We start from the raw sequence: 14,731 nt of genomic DNA on the forward strand, positions 1-14,731 counted from the left end.
GTGCCGCGGACCGCCGACCCGGCGCCGCATCAGGGGTTCGGCTTCCGGTTCCGCACAGCAGGCACACAGTCCAGCTCGATCCCGAACCGCTCCCGGTACACGGTCAGCACCTCCTCGTCCGTCTCCAACTCCCGTGTCTCGCGCTTCCCGTCACCCGCCGTCGTCTTCAGCACCCGCCCGCTGAGCGTGATCCTCCCTCCGTCCTCGGTGACCCGTGAGCAGACCAGCGACTGGGTGAAGTGCGACAACGGCGAGGTCCTGTGCCACCAGGCCCCGGTCACGAAGTCCCCGAGCACCCGGGGCCGGGTCTCCAGCCGGTACTGCGGCCTGCCGTCCCGTATGACGTCCAGGTCCCCGTCCCCGGCCGGGCCGCCGCCGCGCGCCCCGGCCGCGTCCGGCCCGGCCTCCGCGACCCGGAACACCCCTCCGGGGTCGACCTGCTCCGCCCGTTCCGCGTACCTCAGTGGGTAGTGGCTGTGCGCCCCGAACCCGACGTCCGCGATCCAGATGTCCCCCTCCACCGTCCGCACCCGCAGGGCGAGATGGTCGTACGGGATGCCGAGCCGCCCCTCGTCGTCGTACACGCGGGCCGCGAGCAGGTCGACCTCGTAGCCGAGGGCGGCGAGCAACGCGCCGAACAGGCCGTTCAGTTCGTAGCAGAAGCCACCCCGCCCGCGCCCTGTCACCTTGTCCAGCAGCCACTCCTCCTCCAGCAGGATCTCCTCGTCGAGGTGGACGGACAGGTTCTCGAAGGGGACGGTCCGCAGATACCGCAGATGCAGCTCACGCAGGGCCCGCCCGGTGGGCCGCTGCGGGCGCTCGGCCCCGATCCGGCGGAGACAGTCGTCGACCTGGCTCGAGTTCATGGACCCAGTCTGGGGGAAACCCCGGTCTCAGTCTCTCGCCACCCGCACCTCCCCGCCCGCCCCTCCCGTACCGCCGACCGCCAGCGCCCCGTCCCGGTCGGTGCGCAGCACCAGCGCGCCGCCCGCCCGCAGCGCGGCCACGGTCGCCGGAGCCGGATGTCCGTACGGGTTGTCCGCACCGCAGCTGATGAGCGCCACCCGGGGAGCCGCCAGCCGTATCAGTTCCGGGTCCTGATAGGCCGAGCCGTGGTGGGCCACCTTCAGTACGTCCACACCGGCCAGCTCGGCCGCCACCGGTGACCGTGCCAGAGCCTGCTGGGCCGGCGGTTCGAGGTCGCCCAGCAACAGCAGCCGCAGTCCGCCAGAACGGACCAGCATCGCGACGCTGGCGTCGTTCGGCCCGTCCGGCTCCGGCACCGGGCCCGGCCACGCCGGGTACTGCGGGTCGGACGGCACCCGCGTGCTCGGCGGGGGCCACAGGACCTGCCAGGAGAGCGGACCGGTACGCCGTTCCTCACCCGCGACGGCCCGCGTGAGCGGGATGTGCCGCGCCGCCGCCTCCCTTGTGACCAACTCGGCCTGGTCGGCGGGCTCCTCGAAGCCGGTGGTCGCGATGGCGGCCACCGAACGGCCCCGCAGGACACCGGGCAGCCCCGCCACATGGTCGGCATGGAAGTGGGTCAGGACGAGCAGCGGGACGCGCGTGATGCCCAGCTGCCGCAGACAGTGGTCCACCAGCGCCGGATCGGGCCCGGCGTCCACGACCACCCCTGCTCCCTCGCCCGCCGCCAGTACGGTCGCGTCGCCCTGCCCGACGTCGCACATCGCGAACCGCCAGCCCGGTGGTGGCCAGCCCGTGATCACCCGGGTCAGCGGCGCCGGCCGCACCACCACCAGCACAAGCAGCACCGCGAGCAACCCGGTGCACCACGGGTGCCGCAGCAACCGCCGGCCGGCCAGGACGACGGCCACGGTGACCGCCCCGAGCGCCAGCGCCCCCGGCCAGCTTCCCGGCCAGCCCACTCCCGCACCGGGCAGCGCCGCCCCCGTCCGGGCCACTTCGGCGATCCACCCGGCCGGCCAGCTCGCGCACCATGCCAGTGCCCTGGCCGGTGCCATCGCCAGCGGCGCCGTCACGAGCGCCGCGAACCCCAGCACCGTGGCCGGTGCCACCGCCACCTCGGCCAGCAGGTTGCACGGCACCGCCACCAGACTCACCCGCGCCGACAGCACGGCCGTGACCGGGGCGCAGACCGCCTGTGCCGCGGCGGCCGCCGCCAGCGCCTCCGCGAGCCTCGCCGGCACCCGGCGCCGCCGCAACGCCGCGCTCCAGCCCGGTGCCAGCACCAGCAGCGCGCCGGTGGCCAGCACGGAGAGCAGGAAACCGTAACCGCGGGCCAGCCACGGGTCGTACAGCACCAGCAGCAGAACGGCGGTGGCCAGTGCGGGGACCAGGGATCTGCGGCGCCCGGTGGCCAGGGCGAGCAGTGCCACCGCGCCACAGGCGGCGGCTCTCAGCACACTGGGGTCGGGCCGGCTCACGACCACGAACCCCAGCGTGAGCGCTCCGGCGAGCAGCGCGGTCACCCGCAGCGAGAGCCCCAGGCGGGGTGCCAGGCCGCGGCGTTCGACCTGCTGGGCCAGTCCGGGTGGCCCGATCAGCAGCGCGAGCAGGATGGTGAGGTTGCTGCCGGACACGGCGAGCGTGTGCGCCAGATCCGTCTCCTTGAACGCGTCGTCCAGCTCGGGCGTGATCCGTGAGGTGTCCCCGACGACCAGCCCGGGAAGCAGCGCCCGCGCGTCGCCCGGCAGATCGTCGGTCGCCTCCCGCAGCCCGGCCCTGAGCCGCCCCGCGAGCCGTTGCGGCCCGCTGGGGCCCGCCACGATCCGCGGCCCGGGCCGGCCACGCACCCGCAGCACGGCCGCGGACCGGTCCCCGCCGGTCAGCGCGGGCGCCAGCCGCCCGCCCACCCGCAACCGCGTGGACGGCAACACCCCGAGCCAGGCCGCACGTGCGCCCCGCGTGCCCCGTGTGCCCCGGACAACGGCGCCCGGCGCACTCTCCTGCGCCGAACCGCCGTTGCGAGCGGCACCTTGCGGTGCCGGCACGTCCGCGTCGACGACCAGCAGCACCGGGGCCCGCGTCCGCACGCTCGTACCGTCGGCCCGCTCGACGCGCCGTACCTCCGCCCGGGCCAGTACCGCCACCGGCGCCGCGTGATCACCGCGCACCCGTGGCCGGCTCAGCCAGGGATCGCCGCTCACCTCGACCTCGGCGGTCACCGTCGCATACCGCCGGGCCAGCTCGGGCACCGGTCCACGCCGTACATCCGCTCCGTGCAGTCCGGCAGAGGCGGCCGACGCGGCGACGCAGAGCAGCACGGCGGCGATCGAGGCACGGGCCCACGCGAACCGCTGGAGCGTCCGTCCGCCCCGCGTCTTCCATCCGGCCCGCCCGGTCCGGGCGGGCCTGCGCGCCGACAACAGAACGATCCCGCCCACCAGGCAGACGAACGCGAGGCCGGCCGTCCAGGCCGCCGGTGTGTCCAGCGTCAGGGCCGCCGTGGCCCAGGCGGCGAGCGCGGGCGGCACCAGGCGAAGGTCCATGGGCCCGGCCCGTTCGCCGCGCGGGGTGCCGTCCTCCTCGGGGGCACGGCCCACGGCATCTGCGGAGTCCGGGACCCCCGGCCGCTCGTCCCCTCGCCCGGCATCGGTGAGTACGCCGGGCCTCCCCCGTGCCGGTGGCCCGCCGTCGATGACCTGGCTCATGGCCGTACCCGATGCCGCAGATCGCCGAAGCGGCGGTCGCCGATGCCGTTGACCTCGCGCAGTTCGTCCACCGAGCGGAAACCGCCGTGCTGGGTGCGGTAGTCGATGATGTGCTGGGCGAGCACCGGGCCGACCCCGGGCAGGGTGTCGAGCTGGTCCGCCGTGGCCGTGTTGAGGGAGACGGGCGCCGCCGGGCCCGCAGCGGCCGATCCGGGAGCCGGCCCGGCGGCCGGTCCGGGTGCCGGTGCCGCCCCGGCGGGCGCGCCGACGACGACCTGTTCGCCGTCGACCAGGAAACGGGCCCGGTTGAGCCCGTCGGTGCTCACGCCCGGACGGACACCGCCGGCCGCCCGCAGCGCGTCGGCCACCCGGGAACCGGCCGGCAGACGCCGGATCCCCGGTTCCCGGACCTTGCCGCTGACGTCCACGACGATCTGTCCGCCGGGCGTCGGCGACGCAATCGCTCGCGCACCGGGTTTCGCGCCATCTTCCTTCTTGGCGTAGGGAGTCTCCGCGCGCACCACCTGAGGGGCGCTCACCGACTCCGTGCGCCCGGCCCAGAAGTGCTGTGCGGCGAACACCGCGGCGGCCACGAGGACCACGGAGAGCGCCACGACTCCGCGCCGCTCCACTGCGACCTGCGCCTGCAACCGCACCGGCATCCGCTCCCGCAACGCCAGCCCGGCCCGCTCGCGCCATCCGGGGCCGACGGGCTTCGGGGGCGCCAACGGGTCTGCGGTGTCGGCAGGTTCGGGTTCCCGTCGCGTGCTCGGTCCTGGCCCCGTTTCGTCAGCCGGCGGGGCGTTCGATGGTGTGACCGGGAGAGGTCCGGCAGTCGTCGCTGTCCTCGCCGGACCCGGACCGGGCGCCGGACCCGGACCGGGCGCCGGGCCCGTCGTCGTCACCGTGTCGGTCACCGGACACTCGGGGGCCTCCCCGTCCGGAGGTCCGTTGCCCGACTCCCGCCAGCCCGCGGCCCGTTCGCCGAAGAGAAGTTCCGCTCGGCGGCGCAGTTCCTCGGCCGGTGCCGGCGGCCGGCGGCGGGCGCGGCGGTGGTCGGTGCCGTGGCGGTGGCGGACACGGCCGTCGGAGGTGGGACCACGGCCGGGGCCGCTGGTCGCCGTGGCTGTGCGGGTACGTGATCGAAGTGCCATGCGACGAGGATGGAACATCCCGCCGATTCGCGATGATCTTGGTCAATTCCCGTGGAGGACCGCCCGGTTGTGGATAACTCCACCACCCGCACGAGTGAAGGGGCAGCAGCCTGCGAAGGAAGGACCGGCGGGGTGCTGAGGGATCAGCGGGGCGAGACCACCGCTCCCAGCAGCCCGGGACCGGTGTGTGCCCCGATCACCGCCCCGACCTCGCTGACATGCAGGTCGGCCAGGCCCGGCACCCGTTCCCGCAGCCGGTCGGCAAGCGCGGTGGCACGGTCGGGGGCGGCGAGATGGTGGACGGCGATGTCGACCTCGGCGCTGCCCGCCCGCTCGGCTGCGATCTCCTCGAGCCGTGCGATGGCCTTGGACGCCGTACGCACCTTCTCGAGCAGTTCGATGCGGCCGCCGCCCAGCTGGAGCAGGGGTTTGACGGCGAGCGCGGATCCGAGCAGGGCCTGCGCGGCTCCGATGCGGCCGCCGCGGCGCAGATAGTCGAGGGTGTCGACGTAGAAGTAGGCGGACGTGCCCGCAGCCCGCTTCTCGGCGGCCGTGACGGCCTCGTCCACGGTGCCGCCGGCCTCCGCGGTCTCGGCCGCGGCGAGCGCGCAGAAGCCGAGGGCCATCGCGACCATCCCCGTGTCCACCACCCGTACCGGCACCGGTGCTTCGCGCGCCGCGAGGACCGCCGCGTCGTAGGTGCCCGACAACTCGGCGGACAGGTGCAGCGAGACGATTCCACTGGCGCCGGACGCGGCGACCCTGCGGTAGGTTTCCGCGAACACCTCGGGGCTCGGCCGGGAGGTCGTGACAGGACGGCGCTTCTGCAGCGCCTGGGCGAGCGAGCGCGTCGAGATCTCGGTGCCCTCTTCGAGTGCCCGGTCACCGAGGACGACGGTCAGGGGCACCGCCGTGATGCCGTGACGCTCCATCGTCCGCGGCGGCAGGTAGGCCGTTGAATCGGTGACGATCGCGACATGGCGGGACATGAGCTGGAGGTTACCTGCCGTGGTGCTCGCGCGGCAGCCCGGCCCCTGTGGTGCGGGCCGGGACAGCCGCTCACGTGGTGCTCTCGGGACGGGGCCTCTTCTGCCAGGGGTAAGCGGGGCGGGGCGACGGCGGGGTGATCGCCTGCGGCGGCGGCTCTTCGACGGGGCGGGACGTATGCGAGCGGGCGCGCCACGCTGCCGGGCCTTCCGCAGTGGACGAAGCGGTGGACGATGCGGTGGACGAAGCGGACGCGTCGGGCCGTTGACCGGGCGCCGGTGCGGGCCCGGCCGGGGTCCAGTGGCGCAGGGCGTCGGCCTCGATGTCGATCTGGTCGCTGAGCGCGCCCAGATCGTCGTCGACGAAGCGGCGCGCCCGGTCGCGGGCGGCCCAGCGCAGTGAGTCGGCGGACTTGGTGATGCGCTCCGTGCGGGTGCGCAGCTCGGGCAGCCGTGCGGTGAGCTCGGCCCGGTCCGGCTCCGACTCCAGGCGCCTGAGGTCGGCGTCCAGCTCGTGCCCGTGCGCGCTGAGTCGCTCGAAGAGGCCGAGGGACTCCTTCAGCGACTCGTCCTCCGCCGCGCCCGCGCGCAGCGCGTCCTGCGTGGCGCGCATCGAGGTGCGCAGGGCGAGCCGCAGCTGCGCGATCTCGGCGGCCGGACCGGCCTGGACGAGGGACTTGGCGCGCAGCGTGTGGTCCTCGACCGTGCGGCGGGCCTGCTCGATCCTCCGGTCCACCCCGCGCTTGGCGGCGCCGACCGCCTTGACCGTGGCGTACACGCCCAGCCCGATGAGGAGCAGAAAGAGCAGGGCGAACACGGCGATCACTGCTTCCATGACGCTCCTCCTCCGGCCGGCGCGGCACTCGCCGCTGCGCTTTCCACGGTAAACGCAGCGGGCAGGCCCGGGGTTCCGGAAAAACCCCGATCCTGCCCGTAGGGGACTACCCCGATGCCGGTCGTAGCCGGCGTCCGGTCAGCAGCCCCCTGGTTGCGCTGCATCGACGTGCGTCACGCCGGAACGATGTTCACCAGCTTGGGTGCCCGGACGATCACCTTGCGGATGCCCGCCCCGCCCAGCGCCGCGACGACCTTCTCGTCGGACAGGGCCACGTTCTCCAGCTCCTCCTCGGAGATGGCCGGCGGCACCTCCAGACGGGCCTTGACCTTGCCCTTGATCTGCACGACGCAGGTCACGGTCTCGTCCACGACGTAGTTCGGGTCGGCGACCGGGAAGTCCCGGTGGACGACCGAGTCGGTGTGGCCCAGCTTGCGCCACAGTTCCTCGGCGATGTGCGGGGCCAGCGGGGCGACCAGCAGGACCAGCGGCTCGGCCACGGACCGCGGCACCGCGGTGCCGGCCTTGGTCAGGTGGTTGTTCAGCTCGGTGACCTTGGCGATGGCGGTGTTGAAGCGCAGGGCTTCCAGGTCCTGCCGGACGCCGTCGATCGCCTTGTGCAGGGCGCGCAGGGTCTCCTCGTCCGGCTCGGCGTCGGTGACGGTGATCTCGCCGGTCGTCTCGTCGACGATGTTGCGCCACAGCCGCTGCAGCAGCCGGAACTGGCCGACGACCGCGCGCGTGTCCCACGGGCGGGAGACGTCCAGCGGGCCCATGGCCATCTCGTAGAGGCGCAGGGTGTCGGCGCCGTACTCGGCGGCGATCTCGTCCGGGGTCACCGCGTTCTTCAGGGACTTGCCCATCTTGCCCAGTAGGCGGCTGACCTTCTCGCCCTGGTGGTAGTACGCGCCGTCGCGCTCCTCCACCTCGGCGGCCGGCACCGCGATGCCGCGGCTGTCGCGGTAGACGTAGGCCTGGATCATGCCCTGGTTGAACAGCTTGTGGAACGGCTCGGCCGACGAGACATGGCCCAGGTCGTACAGGACCTTGGACCAGAAGCGCGCGTACAGCAGGTGCAGCACGGCGTGCTCGGCGCCGCCGACGTACAGGTCGACACCTCCGTGCGGCCGGCCCTCGCGCGGGCCCATCCAGTACTGCTCGATCTCGGGGTCGACCAGCTGCTCGCCGTTGTGCGGGTCCAGGTAGCGGAACTCGTACCAGCAGGAACCCGCCCAGTTGGGCATGGTGTTGGTCTCGCGGCGGTACTTCTTCGGCCCGTCGCCCAGGTCCAGGGTGACGTTGACCCACTCCTCGTTGCGCGACAGCGGGGTCTCGGGCTGGGTGTTCGCGTCGTCCGGGTCGAAGGTGCGCGGGCTGTAGTCCTCGACCTCGGGCAGCTCCAGCGGCAGCATCGACTCGGGCAGCGCGTGGGCGATGCCGTCCTCGTCGTAGACGATCGGGAAGGGCTCGCCCCAGTAGCGCTGCCGGCTGAACAGCCAGTCACGCAGGCGGAAGTTGACGGTGCCCTCGCCGATGCCCTTGTCCTGCAGCCATGCGGTGATGCGGGCCTTGGCCTCAGCAACGCCCAGGCCGTCCAGCGAGACCTCGTCGTTGGACGAGTTGATGATCTTCGCGTCGTACGACGCGAAGGCGTTCTCCCACGTCGAGGTGTCCGTGCCGCGGCCGTCGGTCGGCTCGACGATGCAGTGGACCGGCAGCTCGAAGGCGCGCGCGAACTCGAAGTCGCGCTGGTCGCCCGCCGGTACGGCCATGATCGCGCCGGTGCCGTAGCCCATCAGGACGTAGTCGGCGATGAAGACGGGGACCTGCTCGCCGTTGACCGGGTTGGTCGCGTACGCGCCGATGAAGACGCCGGTCTTGTCCTTGGCCTCGGCCTGCCGCTCGACGTCGGACTTGGACGCGGCCTGCGCGCGGTACGCGGCGACGGCCTCGGCCGGGGTGGCGTGGCCGCCGGTCCACACCGCGTGCGTGCCCTCGGGCCATGCCTCGGGGGTGAACTTCTCGACCAGCGGGTGCTCGGGGGCCAGCACCATGTAGGTCGCGCCGAACAGGGTGTCCGGGCGGGTGGTGAAGACCGTGATGCGCTCGCCGTCGATCGGGAAGTCGACCCGGGCGCCCTCGCTGCGGCCGATCCAGTTGCGCTGCTGCAGCTTGATGGCCTCGGGCCAGTCCAGCTCCTCCAGGTCCTCCAGCAGCCGGTCGGCGTAGGCGGTGATGCGCATGTTCCACTGGCGCAGCTTGGCCTTGAAGACCGGGTAGTTGCCGCGCTCGGAGCGGCCGTCGGCGGTGACCTCCTCGTTGGCCAGCACGGTGCCCAGGCCGGGGCACCAGTTGACGGGCGCGTCGGAGGCGTAGGCCAGGCGGTACTCGCCCAGGACGTCGGCACGCTCGGTGGCGCTCAGCTCGCTCCACGCGCGCGTGGAGCCCGCAATCGCGCGCTCACCGGACTCGAACTGGCTGATCAGCTCGGAGATCGGGCGGGCCTTCCGCGCCTCCTCGTCGTACCAGGAGTTGAAGATCTGCAGGAAGATCCACTGGGTCCACTTGTAGTAGTCCGGGTCGATCGTGGCGAAGGACCGGCGCTTGTCGTGGCCCAGGCCCAGCCGGCGCAGCTGGGCCTTCATGTTCTCGATGTTGGCCTCGGTGGACACGCGCGGGTGCGTGCCGGTCTGCACGGCGTACTGCTCGGCGGGCAGGCCGAAGGCGTCGAAACCCAGGGTGTGCAGGACGTTGTGGCCGGTCATGCGCTGGAACCGGGCGAAGACGTCGGTGGCGATGTAGCCCAGCGGGTGACCGACGTGCAGGCCCGCACCGGAGGGGTACGGGAACATGTCCATGATGAACTTCTTGGGCTTGGCGGCCAGCTCGGCGTCGCCGGCCAGGTCGCCCTTGGGGTTCGGCGCCGCGTAGGTGCCGTCGGCGTCCCAGAAGTCCTGCCAGCGTGCCTCGATCTCGGCTGCCACGGCAGCCGTGTAGCGGTGCGGCGCCGCCACCTCGGCGGCAGCGGGGTTCGTCTCGCTCATGATCCTCAAAGCTCCATCGATCGTCTCTGCCTGCGGCTGTGACATTCAAAGAAACGAAAAAACCCCTCGCACAGGAGGGGACGCCGCGCCGATGCCGACCTCACGGTTCGACCGGGGGTCGGTACTGATCAGCGCGGCCCGCTAAGCAGAAGGCGTACGGCACGCATGGCGCTAGGGTACCGCAGGCCCCGAGCGAGCCGCGACGACCTCGGGCAAGCGGGGACGGCTTGAGCAAGCCGCGACGCGCCTCCGTATCCCTTGTGGACATGCCAGGAACCCCGCCCGGAACTGAACCAAGGTCAAGGATTACTTCGCGTACCGTCCACTAAGGGACATCGCCCCAGTCACATCGTCCGTTGATAACAACGCAATAACTCAAACCCCGTACTGATCGGTATGGCGCCACTTAGAGTTCGGCAGCGGGACCGCTTTCCCGAAACTGCTCGGAGTTGCCCCCATGAACCCTCGTCGTAGTACCAGCTCCCTTCCCAAACCGGGCCGCTCGGCCTATGGGGTGGCGTCGGCTGTCGTCCTGCTGCTCATACCCGTGGTCGTGCTGGTCGGAGGCAACCAGTTCCGCGACTTCCTGAACTTCGGCGCCGGCGTGCTCTCCCTCGTCTCGCTCAGCTGCTCGGTGATCTGGGGCCTGTTCGCCCAGGACCGGATCTTCCTGAACACGCGGCAGCGCATCGTCGGCCAGGCGGTGCACCGGACGACGGCGGTCGCCTCGATCGCGTTCCTGCTGCTGCACATCACCACGAAGGTCGCGCTCGGCCACACGCAGATGATCGCCGCGATCATTCCGTTCTCGCTCGGCGTCACCGGGATCGGCGGCCTGATCGGGCTGGGCTCGCTGGCGGGCCTGCTGATGATCTTCGTGGGTGTCACCGGCGCCCTGCGCAGCAATTTCGCCACCCCGGCCCCCGTCGCCGCCCGCTGGCGCGCCATGCACATGCTGGCCTACCCGGCCTGGTGCGCGGCGCTGATCCACGGTCTCTACGCGGGTCGCTCGGCCAAGCCGGTCTTCGTGATCCTCTACAGCCTGTCGCTGCTGGCCGTGATGGGCGCCGTCGCGCTGCGCGCCGCCCCGCGCCCGGTCAAGCGCAGGGTCGCCGACCGGCTCGTGGCGCTGTTCGGCAGCTCGGAGCGGCCGGGTCTGGAGGAGCTGGACGCCAGCCGCTCCCGGGTGACCGAGCCGGCGTCGGCGGGCTTCGAGGGCCGGAGCGCGCCCAGGGCGGCAGCCGCCCCCTCCGCGCCGCTGTACCAGTCCCCCGTCACCCCCGCCGCGGAACCCGCGTCGGGCTTCGCCGCCGCCTACCGCGCCGTCTCCGCGCCGGGCCGCTCCCAGCCGTCGTACGCGGCCGGTCAGAGCACCCGCATGGACCTGCCGCCGGACCTGCAGGCCACGGAGGCCGTCCCGCGGGTGGACGGCCCCTCCAGCACCTCGGGCAGCTGGCCGATCCCGTCCCCGCCGCCGGTCGGCGAGGCCCCGCCGTCCGCGTACGACCCGTTCCAGGACACCGGGCAGACCATCCCGGTCTACGGCAATGCGGACGCCGCCGGTTACGGCGGGAGTGACATGTACGACACCCGTGAGACAAACGGCTTCTACGGCGCGTACAACCCGAGTGACACGTACAACAGCGGTCCCGCTACCGAAACGCTGCCCGGCGCGTCGTTCGACACACCGGGTTCGGGCGAACCTTGGAACATGCCGTCCGGAGGCTTTTAGTGAACGAGGCCCTGCCCGACGTCCCCGAAGTCCGCGTGGTCGGCCTTCCCCAGCTCACGTCGGGCTTCGACCTTGTGGAACGACTCGACCTGCCCATGCACCTGAAGGTGCACGGACCGCTCGACCCGCTCGGCGGCGAGCAGCTCGCGCAGCTCGCCGAACGCATCAACCTCAAGGGCCGCGGCGGCGCGGGCTTCCCCTTCCACAAGAAGCTGCGCTCGGTGGCCGAGTCGGCGATCAAGCGCGGCGTGCGGCCGGTCGTCGTGGTCAACGGCAGCGAGGACGAACCGGCCTGCCGCAAGGACACGGTGCTGATCAACCGCGCCCCGCATCTGATCCTGGACGGCGCGCTGCTGTGCGCCGAGGCGCTCGGCGCACGGACGCTCGTGATCGGCGTCACGCGTGAGTCCACACAGCGCTCCATGGAAGCCGCGCTCGCCGAACGCGGGCTGAGCAACAGCCGCAGATCGGCGCTCCGCGCGTGGGTGCAGCGCAATCCTGTGAGGATGGTCACCGGGGCCGCCGCCTCGCTGATCCGCTCGATCGACGGCGGCCCGGCGATCCCGCCCGGCCGCAAGATCAGCGCCTCGCAGAGCGGTGTCGGCGGCGCGCCCACACTGCTGTCGAACGCCGAGACGTTCGCGCAGCTGGCCATCGCCGCCCGTATCGGCCCCGAGCGCTACGGCAACACCGGCCTGTACGACGAGCCGGGCACCGTCATGCTCACGGTCTCCGGTGCCGTCGCCCGCCCGATGGTGATCGAGGTCCCCACGGGCGTGCCGCTGCGCTACGTGCTGCAGCTGGCGGGCGCCCCGCCGGTGCCGCAGGGCGTGCTGACCGGCGGCTACCACGGCAAGTGGATCGACGCGGCGACCGTCAACGAGGCGATCGTCTCCCGTAACTCGCTGGACGCCGTGGGCGGTTCGCTGGGCGCGGGCGCGATCCTGCCGATCAGCCAGGAGACCTGCCCGCTGGGCGAGTCGCTGCGGGTGGCGCAGTGGCTGGCCGAGGAGAGCGCCGGCCAGTGCGGCCCCTGCTACCTCGGACTCCCGGCGGCAGCGCGCGGCATGGAGGACATCCTCAACGGCGGCGGACCGGCCGCCCTGGAAGCGCTGAAGCAGGTCGCGAAGAACGTCAAGCGCCGTGGCGCGTGTTCGCATCCGGACGGCTCGGCGATGTTCCTGGAGTCGACGGTCAAGGCGTTCACCGACGACCTGGCGGCGCATGTCCTCGGAAACGGCTGCGGACGGCCCGTGGAGGGCGTTCTGCCGCTCTTCGAGGGGGGCAAGGCCCCCACGGGCATCCCGGGCGGCGCAGAGCCCGAGGAGACCGGCTCCAGCCGCCAGAAGATCTACGTCGACTGGACACTGTGCCGGGGCCATGGACTGTGCGCCGACATCCTCCCCGAGGTGTTCGAACTCGGCGCCGACGGATTCCCGACCGTCGCCCAGGCACAGGTGCCGCGCTACGCGGAGGCGAAGGCCCTGCGCGCGGTGCGTCGCTGTCCGGCACTCGCCCTGCGCATCGAGGAGGACACGCGCGGGCAGGCGCCCTCCCGGAACCTGCCGGTCGTCTCCCAGGGCCGCGGCCGGCGCGCTCTCGGCCGCTGAGCACACGAAGGGGTGGGTCACCCGAACCGGGTGACCCACCCCTTGTTCGGGCTCGTCCTTGCGCAACACGCCGAAGGCGGATCATCCTTCGGATGATCCGCCTTCGTTTTCTGTGGAGCTAAGGAGAATTGAACTCCTGACCTCCTGCATGCCATGCAGGCGCTCTACCAACTGAGCTATAGCCCCTTGTTCTGCTGTTTCGCCCGGTTCCCCCGGCGACGACGTAAACATTACAGGCCCGGGCGCGCAGCACCAAATCGGTTTCACCTCCCCACCGATGCAACCGCTAATGTCGGTTTTGTGCCAGTGATCGTGTCGTCAGCATCCCCCCGTCGGGTGCCGGTCGCGCTGGGAGTGTGCCTGGTGTCCTTCGCGGCGTTCTGGGCCGCACAGCGGGCCGCACACGTGTCGATGATCGATCTGCTGGTGTACCGGGCCGAGGGCGCCACCGTGCGCGCCGGCGGCGACCTGTACGCGCTGCGGGCGACGGCCGCGCATCTGCCCGCCACCTACCCGCCGTTCGCGGCCCTGCTCTTCACCCCGCTGACCCTGCTGGACACCGCGCCCCTGCGCGTCCTGGCGACGGCCGGGAACCTCGCGCTCCTGGTGGTCTTCGTACGACTGTCGCTCAGACTCGTCGGCCACGCGCGCGTGGATGCCGTCTGGTGGGTCGCGGCACCGGCCGTGTGGTGCGAGCCCGTGTGGACGACCCTGCGCTACGGCCAGGTCAACCTGCTGCTGGCCGTCCTGGTGCTGTGGGACCTGTCCCGCCGCCCCGCCGACCGGCACGTCCCCTGGCCGGGAGTGGGGCTGGGGCTGGCCGCGGCGGTCAAGCTGACGCCCGCGCTGTTCCCGGTGTGGCTGCTGGCGACGGGCGTCGTGGCACACCTGCGGGGCAGGGACGCGGGGCCGTGGTTGCGGCACGCGCGCGGGGCGGGCGTCGCGTTCGCCGCGGCGACGCTGCTGGCGGCGGCCGTCCTGCCGTACGCCTCGTGGCGGTTCTGGACGGACCTGGTGTTCCGCCCGGGACGGGTCGGGCATGCCGAGGACACCGCCAACCAGGCCCTGCGCGGCGTTCTGGCCCGCCTTCTGCACACACCCGAGCCGGGAGCGCTCTGGGCCGCCTCCGCGGCTGTCGTGGCCGTCCTGGGCCTCGCGGCCGCCGTGGCAGCGGAGTTGCGCGGGGGGCGGGACTGGGCGGTGTGCGCCTGCGCCGTCACGGCGCTCCTGGCCGGCCCGGTGTCGTGGACGCACCACTGGGTGTGGTGCGTGCCACTCGTGCTGCTGCTGTGGTCGTACGGCTCCAGGACTGCGGCCCTGGGCACGCTGCTGGTCTTCTGCTCGTACGCCCCCTGGTGGGTGCCGCACGGGACCGGGCGCCCCGAACTGCACCTGGGCGCCCTGGAATTGACACTTTCGGCCCTCTACGGAGGCGCCGGCGCGTGCTTCCTCGTGCTGACCCGGACATCGTTGCCGGAGCGCGGCGGCATGGTGTCCGGCGTCAAGCCGTCACGAAGGAGTAGAACCGCTTGAGTGTGCAGTGCTCCTCGAGGAGGCGGCCGTAGATCGGCTCGCCCTCCAGTTCCCGGTACGTCTCGATCGGGTCGCCTTTTATGATCAGCGCCCGCGCGCATTCCTCGCACCAGTACTGGTAGTCGGGATTGATCGGCTCCATGTCACGGACGATCGGCGTACCGCTGCCACACCAGTCGCACTTTCGCCTGTGTGCACCCAT

At 72.3% G+C, this 14,731-nt stretch carries 10 protein-coding genes and 1 tRNA gene; 3 read left to right on the plus strand and 8 right to left on the minus strand.

Translation table 11 applies throughout. From position 1 onward, the window contains the following. Nucleotides 1–29: 29 nt before the first annotated feature. From ACZ7GZ_RS01645 to leuS, 6 genes are all read right to left on the minus strand, one after another. A complete protein-coding gene (locus ACZ7GZ_RS01645; protein WP_471019850.1) occupies nucleotides 30–866 on the minus strand; it encodes an arylamine N-acetyltransferase family protein in 837 nt (278 codons plus the stop codon). 27 nt (nucleotides 867–893) lie between these two features. After that, the gene (locus ACZ7GZ_RS01650; protein WP_471019852.1) at nucleotides 894–3,635 is read right to left on the minus strand and encodes a ComEC/Rec2 family competence protein; all 2,742 of its coding nucleotides are present in this window, start codon (nucleotides 3,633–3,635) and stop codon (nucleotides 894–896) included. Beyond that, nucleotides 3,632–4,363: a ComEA family DNA-binding protein gene (locus tag ACZ7GZ_RS01655; protein ID WP_471019854.1), complete on the minus strand. Its 732-nt coding sequence runs from the start codon at nucleotides 4,361–4,363 to the stop codon at nucleotides 3,632–3,634. Before ACZ7GZ_RS01655 ends, ACZ7GZ_RS01650 begins: the two co-directional genes overlap by 4 nt. A gap of 569 nt (nucleotides 4,364–4,932) precedes the next feature. Next, on the minus strand, nucleotides 4,933–5,778 hold the full coding sequence (locus ACZ7GZ_RS01660) for a DegV family protein (protein ID WP_471019857.1): 846 nt from the start codon (nucleotides 5,776–5,778) through the stop codon (nucleotides 4,933–4,935). 70 nt (nucleotides 5,779–5,848) lie between these two features. Further along, nucleotides 5,849–6,610, minus strand: coding sequence for a hypothetical protein (locus tag ACZ7GZ_RS01665; RefSeq protein ID WP_471019860.1), 762 nt, complete (start codon nucleotides 6,608–6,610; stop codon nucleotides 5,849–5,851). 173 nt (nucleotides 6,611–6,783) lie between these two features. Beyond that, on the minus strand, nucleotides 6,784–9,654 hold the full coding sequence (gene leuS / locus ACZ7GZ_RS01670) for a leucine--tRNA ligase (RefSeq protein ID WP_471019861.1): 2,871 nt from the start codon (nucleotides 9,652–9,654) through the stop codon (nucleotides 6,784–6,786). A gap of 457 nt (nucleotides 9,655–10,111) precedes the next feature. Here leuS and ACZ7GZ_RS01675 point away from each other — a divergent pair, with 457 nt between their 5' ends. Both ACZ7GZ_RS01675 and ACZ7GZ_RS01680 read left to right on the plus strand, forming a co-directional pair. Next, nucleotides 10,112–11,386 (plus strand): cytochrome b/b6 domain-containing protein, encoded by a 1,275-nt coding sequence (locus ACZ7GZ_RS01675; protein WP_471019863.1) that lies wholly within the window; start codon nucleotides 10,112–10,114, stop codon nucleotides 11,384–11,386. Beyond that, a complete protein-coding gene (locus tag ACZ7GZ_RS01680) occupies nucleotides 11,386–12,996 on the plus strand; it encodes an NADH-ubiquinone oxidoreductase-F iron-sulfur binding region domain-containing protein (RefSeq protein ID WP_471019865.1) in 1,611 nt (536 codons plus the stop codon). Before ACZ7GZ_RS01675 ends, ACZ7GZ_RS01680 begins: the two co-directional genes overlap by 1 nt. A gap of 113 nt (nucleotides 12,997–13,109) precedes the next feature. Here the strand turns inward: ACZ7GZ_RS01680 and ACZ7GZ_RS01685 are convergent. Continuing rightward, nucleotides 13,110–13,182: transfer RNA gene (locus tag ACZ7GZ_RS01685), tRNA-Ala, on the minus strand. A 114-nt stretch (nucleotides 13,183–13,296) separates the two neighbouring features. On the opposite strand from ACZ7GZ_RS01685, the gene ACZ7GZ_RS01690 reads away from it, so the two are divergent. Continuing rightward, nucleotides 13,297–14,529 carry a glycosyltransferase 87 family protein gene (locus tag ACZ7GZ_RS01690; RefSeq protein ID WP_471019868.1) on the plus strand — a complete coding sequence of 411 codons (1,233 nt, stop codon included), beginning with the start codon at nucleotides 13,297–13,299 and terminating at the stop codon, nucleotides 14,527–14,529. On the opposite strand, the gene ACZ7GZ_RS01695 is transcribed toward ACZ7GZ_RS01690, so the two are convergent. Next, complete coding sequence (locus ACZ7GZ_RS01695) at nucleotides 14,498–14,731, minus strand: hypothetical protein (protein ID WP_006136074.1); 234 nt, start codon at nucleotides 14,729–14,731, stop codon at nucleotides 14,498–14,500. The two genes, ACZ7GZ_RS01690 and ACZ7GZ_RS01695, sit on opposite strands and share 32 nt — an antisense overlap.

This window comes from Streptomyces sp. NPDC037288, from assembly GCF_055603265.1.

Excerpts from the sequence above, each read along its gene's own strand:
- ACZ7GZ_RS01645 (WP_471019850.1), bottom strand. The coding sequence starts at position 866 with ATGAACTCGAGCCAGGTCGACGACTGTCTCCGCCGGATCGGGGCCGAG.
- ACZ7GZ_RS01650 (WP_471019852.1), bottom strand. The coding sequence starts at position 3,635 with ATGAGCCAGGTCATCGACGGCGGGCCACCGGCACGGGGGAGGCCCGGC.
- ACZ7GZ_RS01660 (WP_471019857.1), bottom strand. The coding sequence starts at position 5,778 with ATGTCCCGCCATGTCGCGATCGTCACCGATTCAACGGCCTACCTGCCG.
- ACZ7GZ_RS01665 (WP_471019860.1), bottom strand. The coding sequence starts at position 6,610 with ATGGAAGCAGTGATCGCCGTGTTCGCCCTGCTCTTTCTGCTCCTCATC.
- leuS (WP_471019861.1), bottom strand. The coding sequence starts at position 9,654 with ATGAGCGAGACGAACCCCGCTGCCGCCGAGGTGGCGGCGCCGCACCGC.
- ACZ7GZ_RS01675 (WP_471019863.1), top strand. The coding sequence starts at position 10,112 with ATGAACCCTCGTCGTAGTACCAGCTCCCTTCCCAAACCGGGCCGCTCG.
- ACZ7GZ_RS01695 (WP_006136074.1), bottom strand. The coding sequence starts at position 14,731 with ATGGGTGCACACAGGCGAAAGTGCGACTGGTGTGGCAGCGGTACGCCG.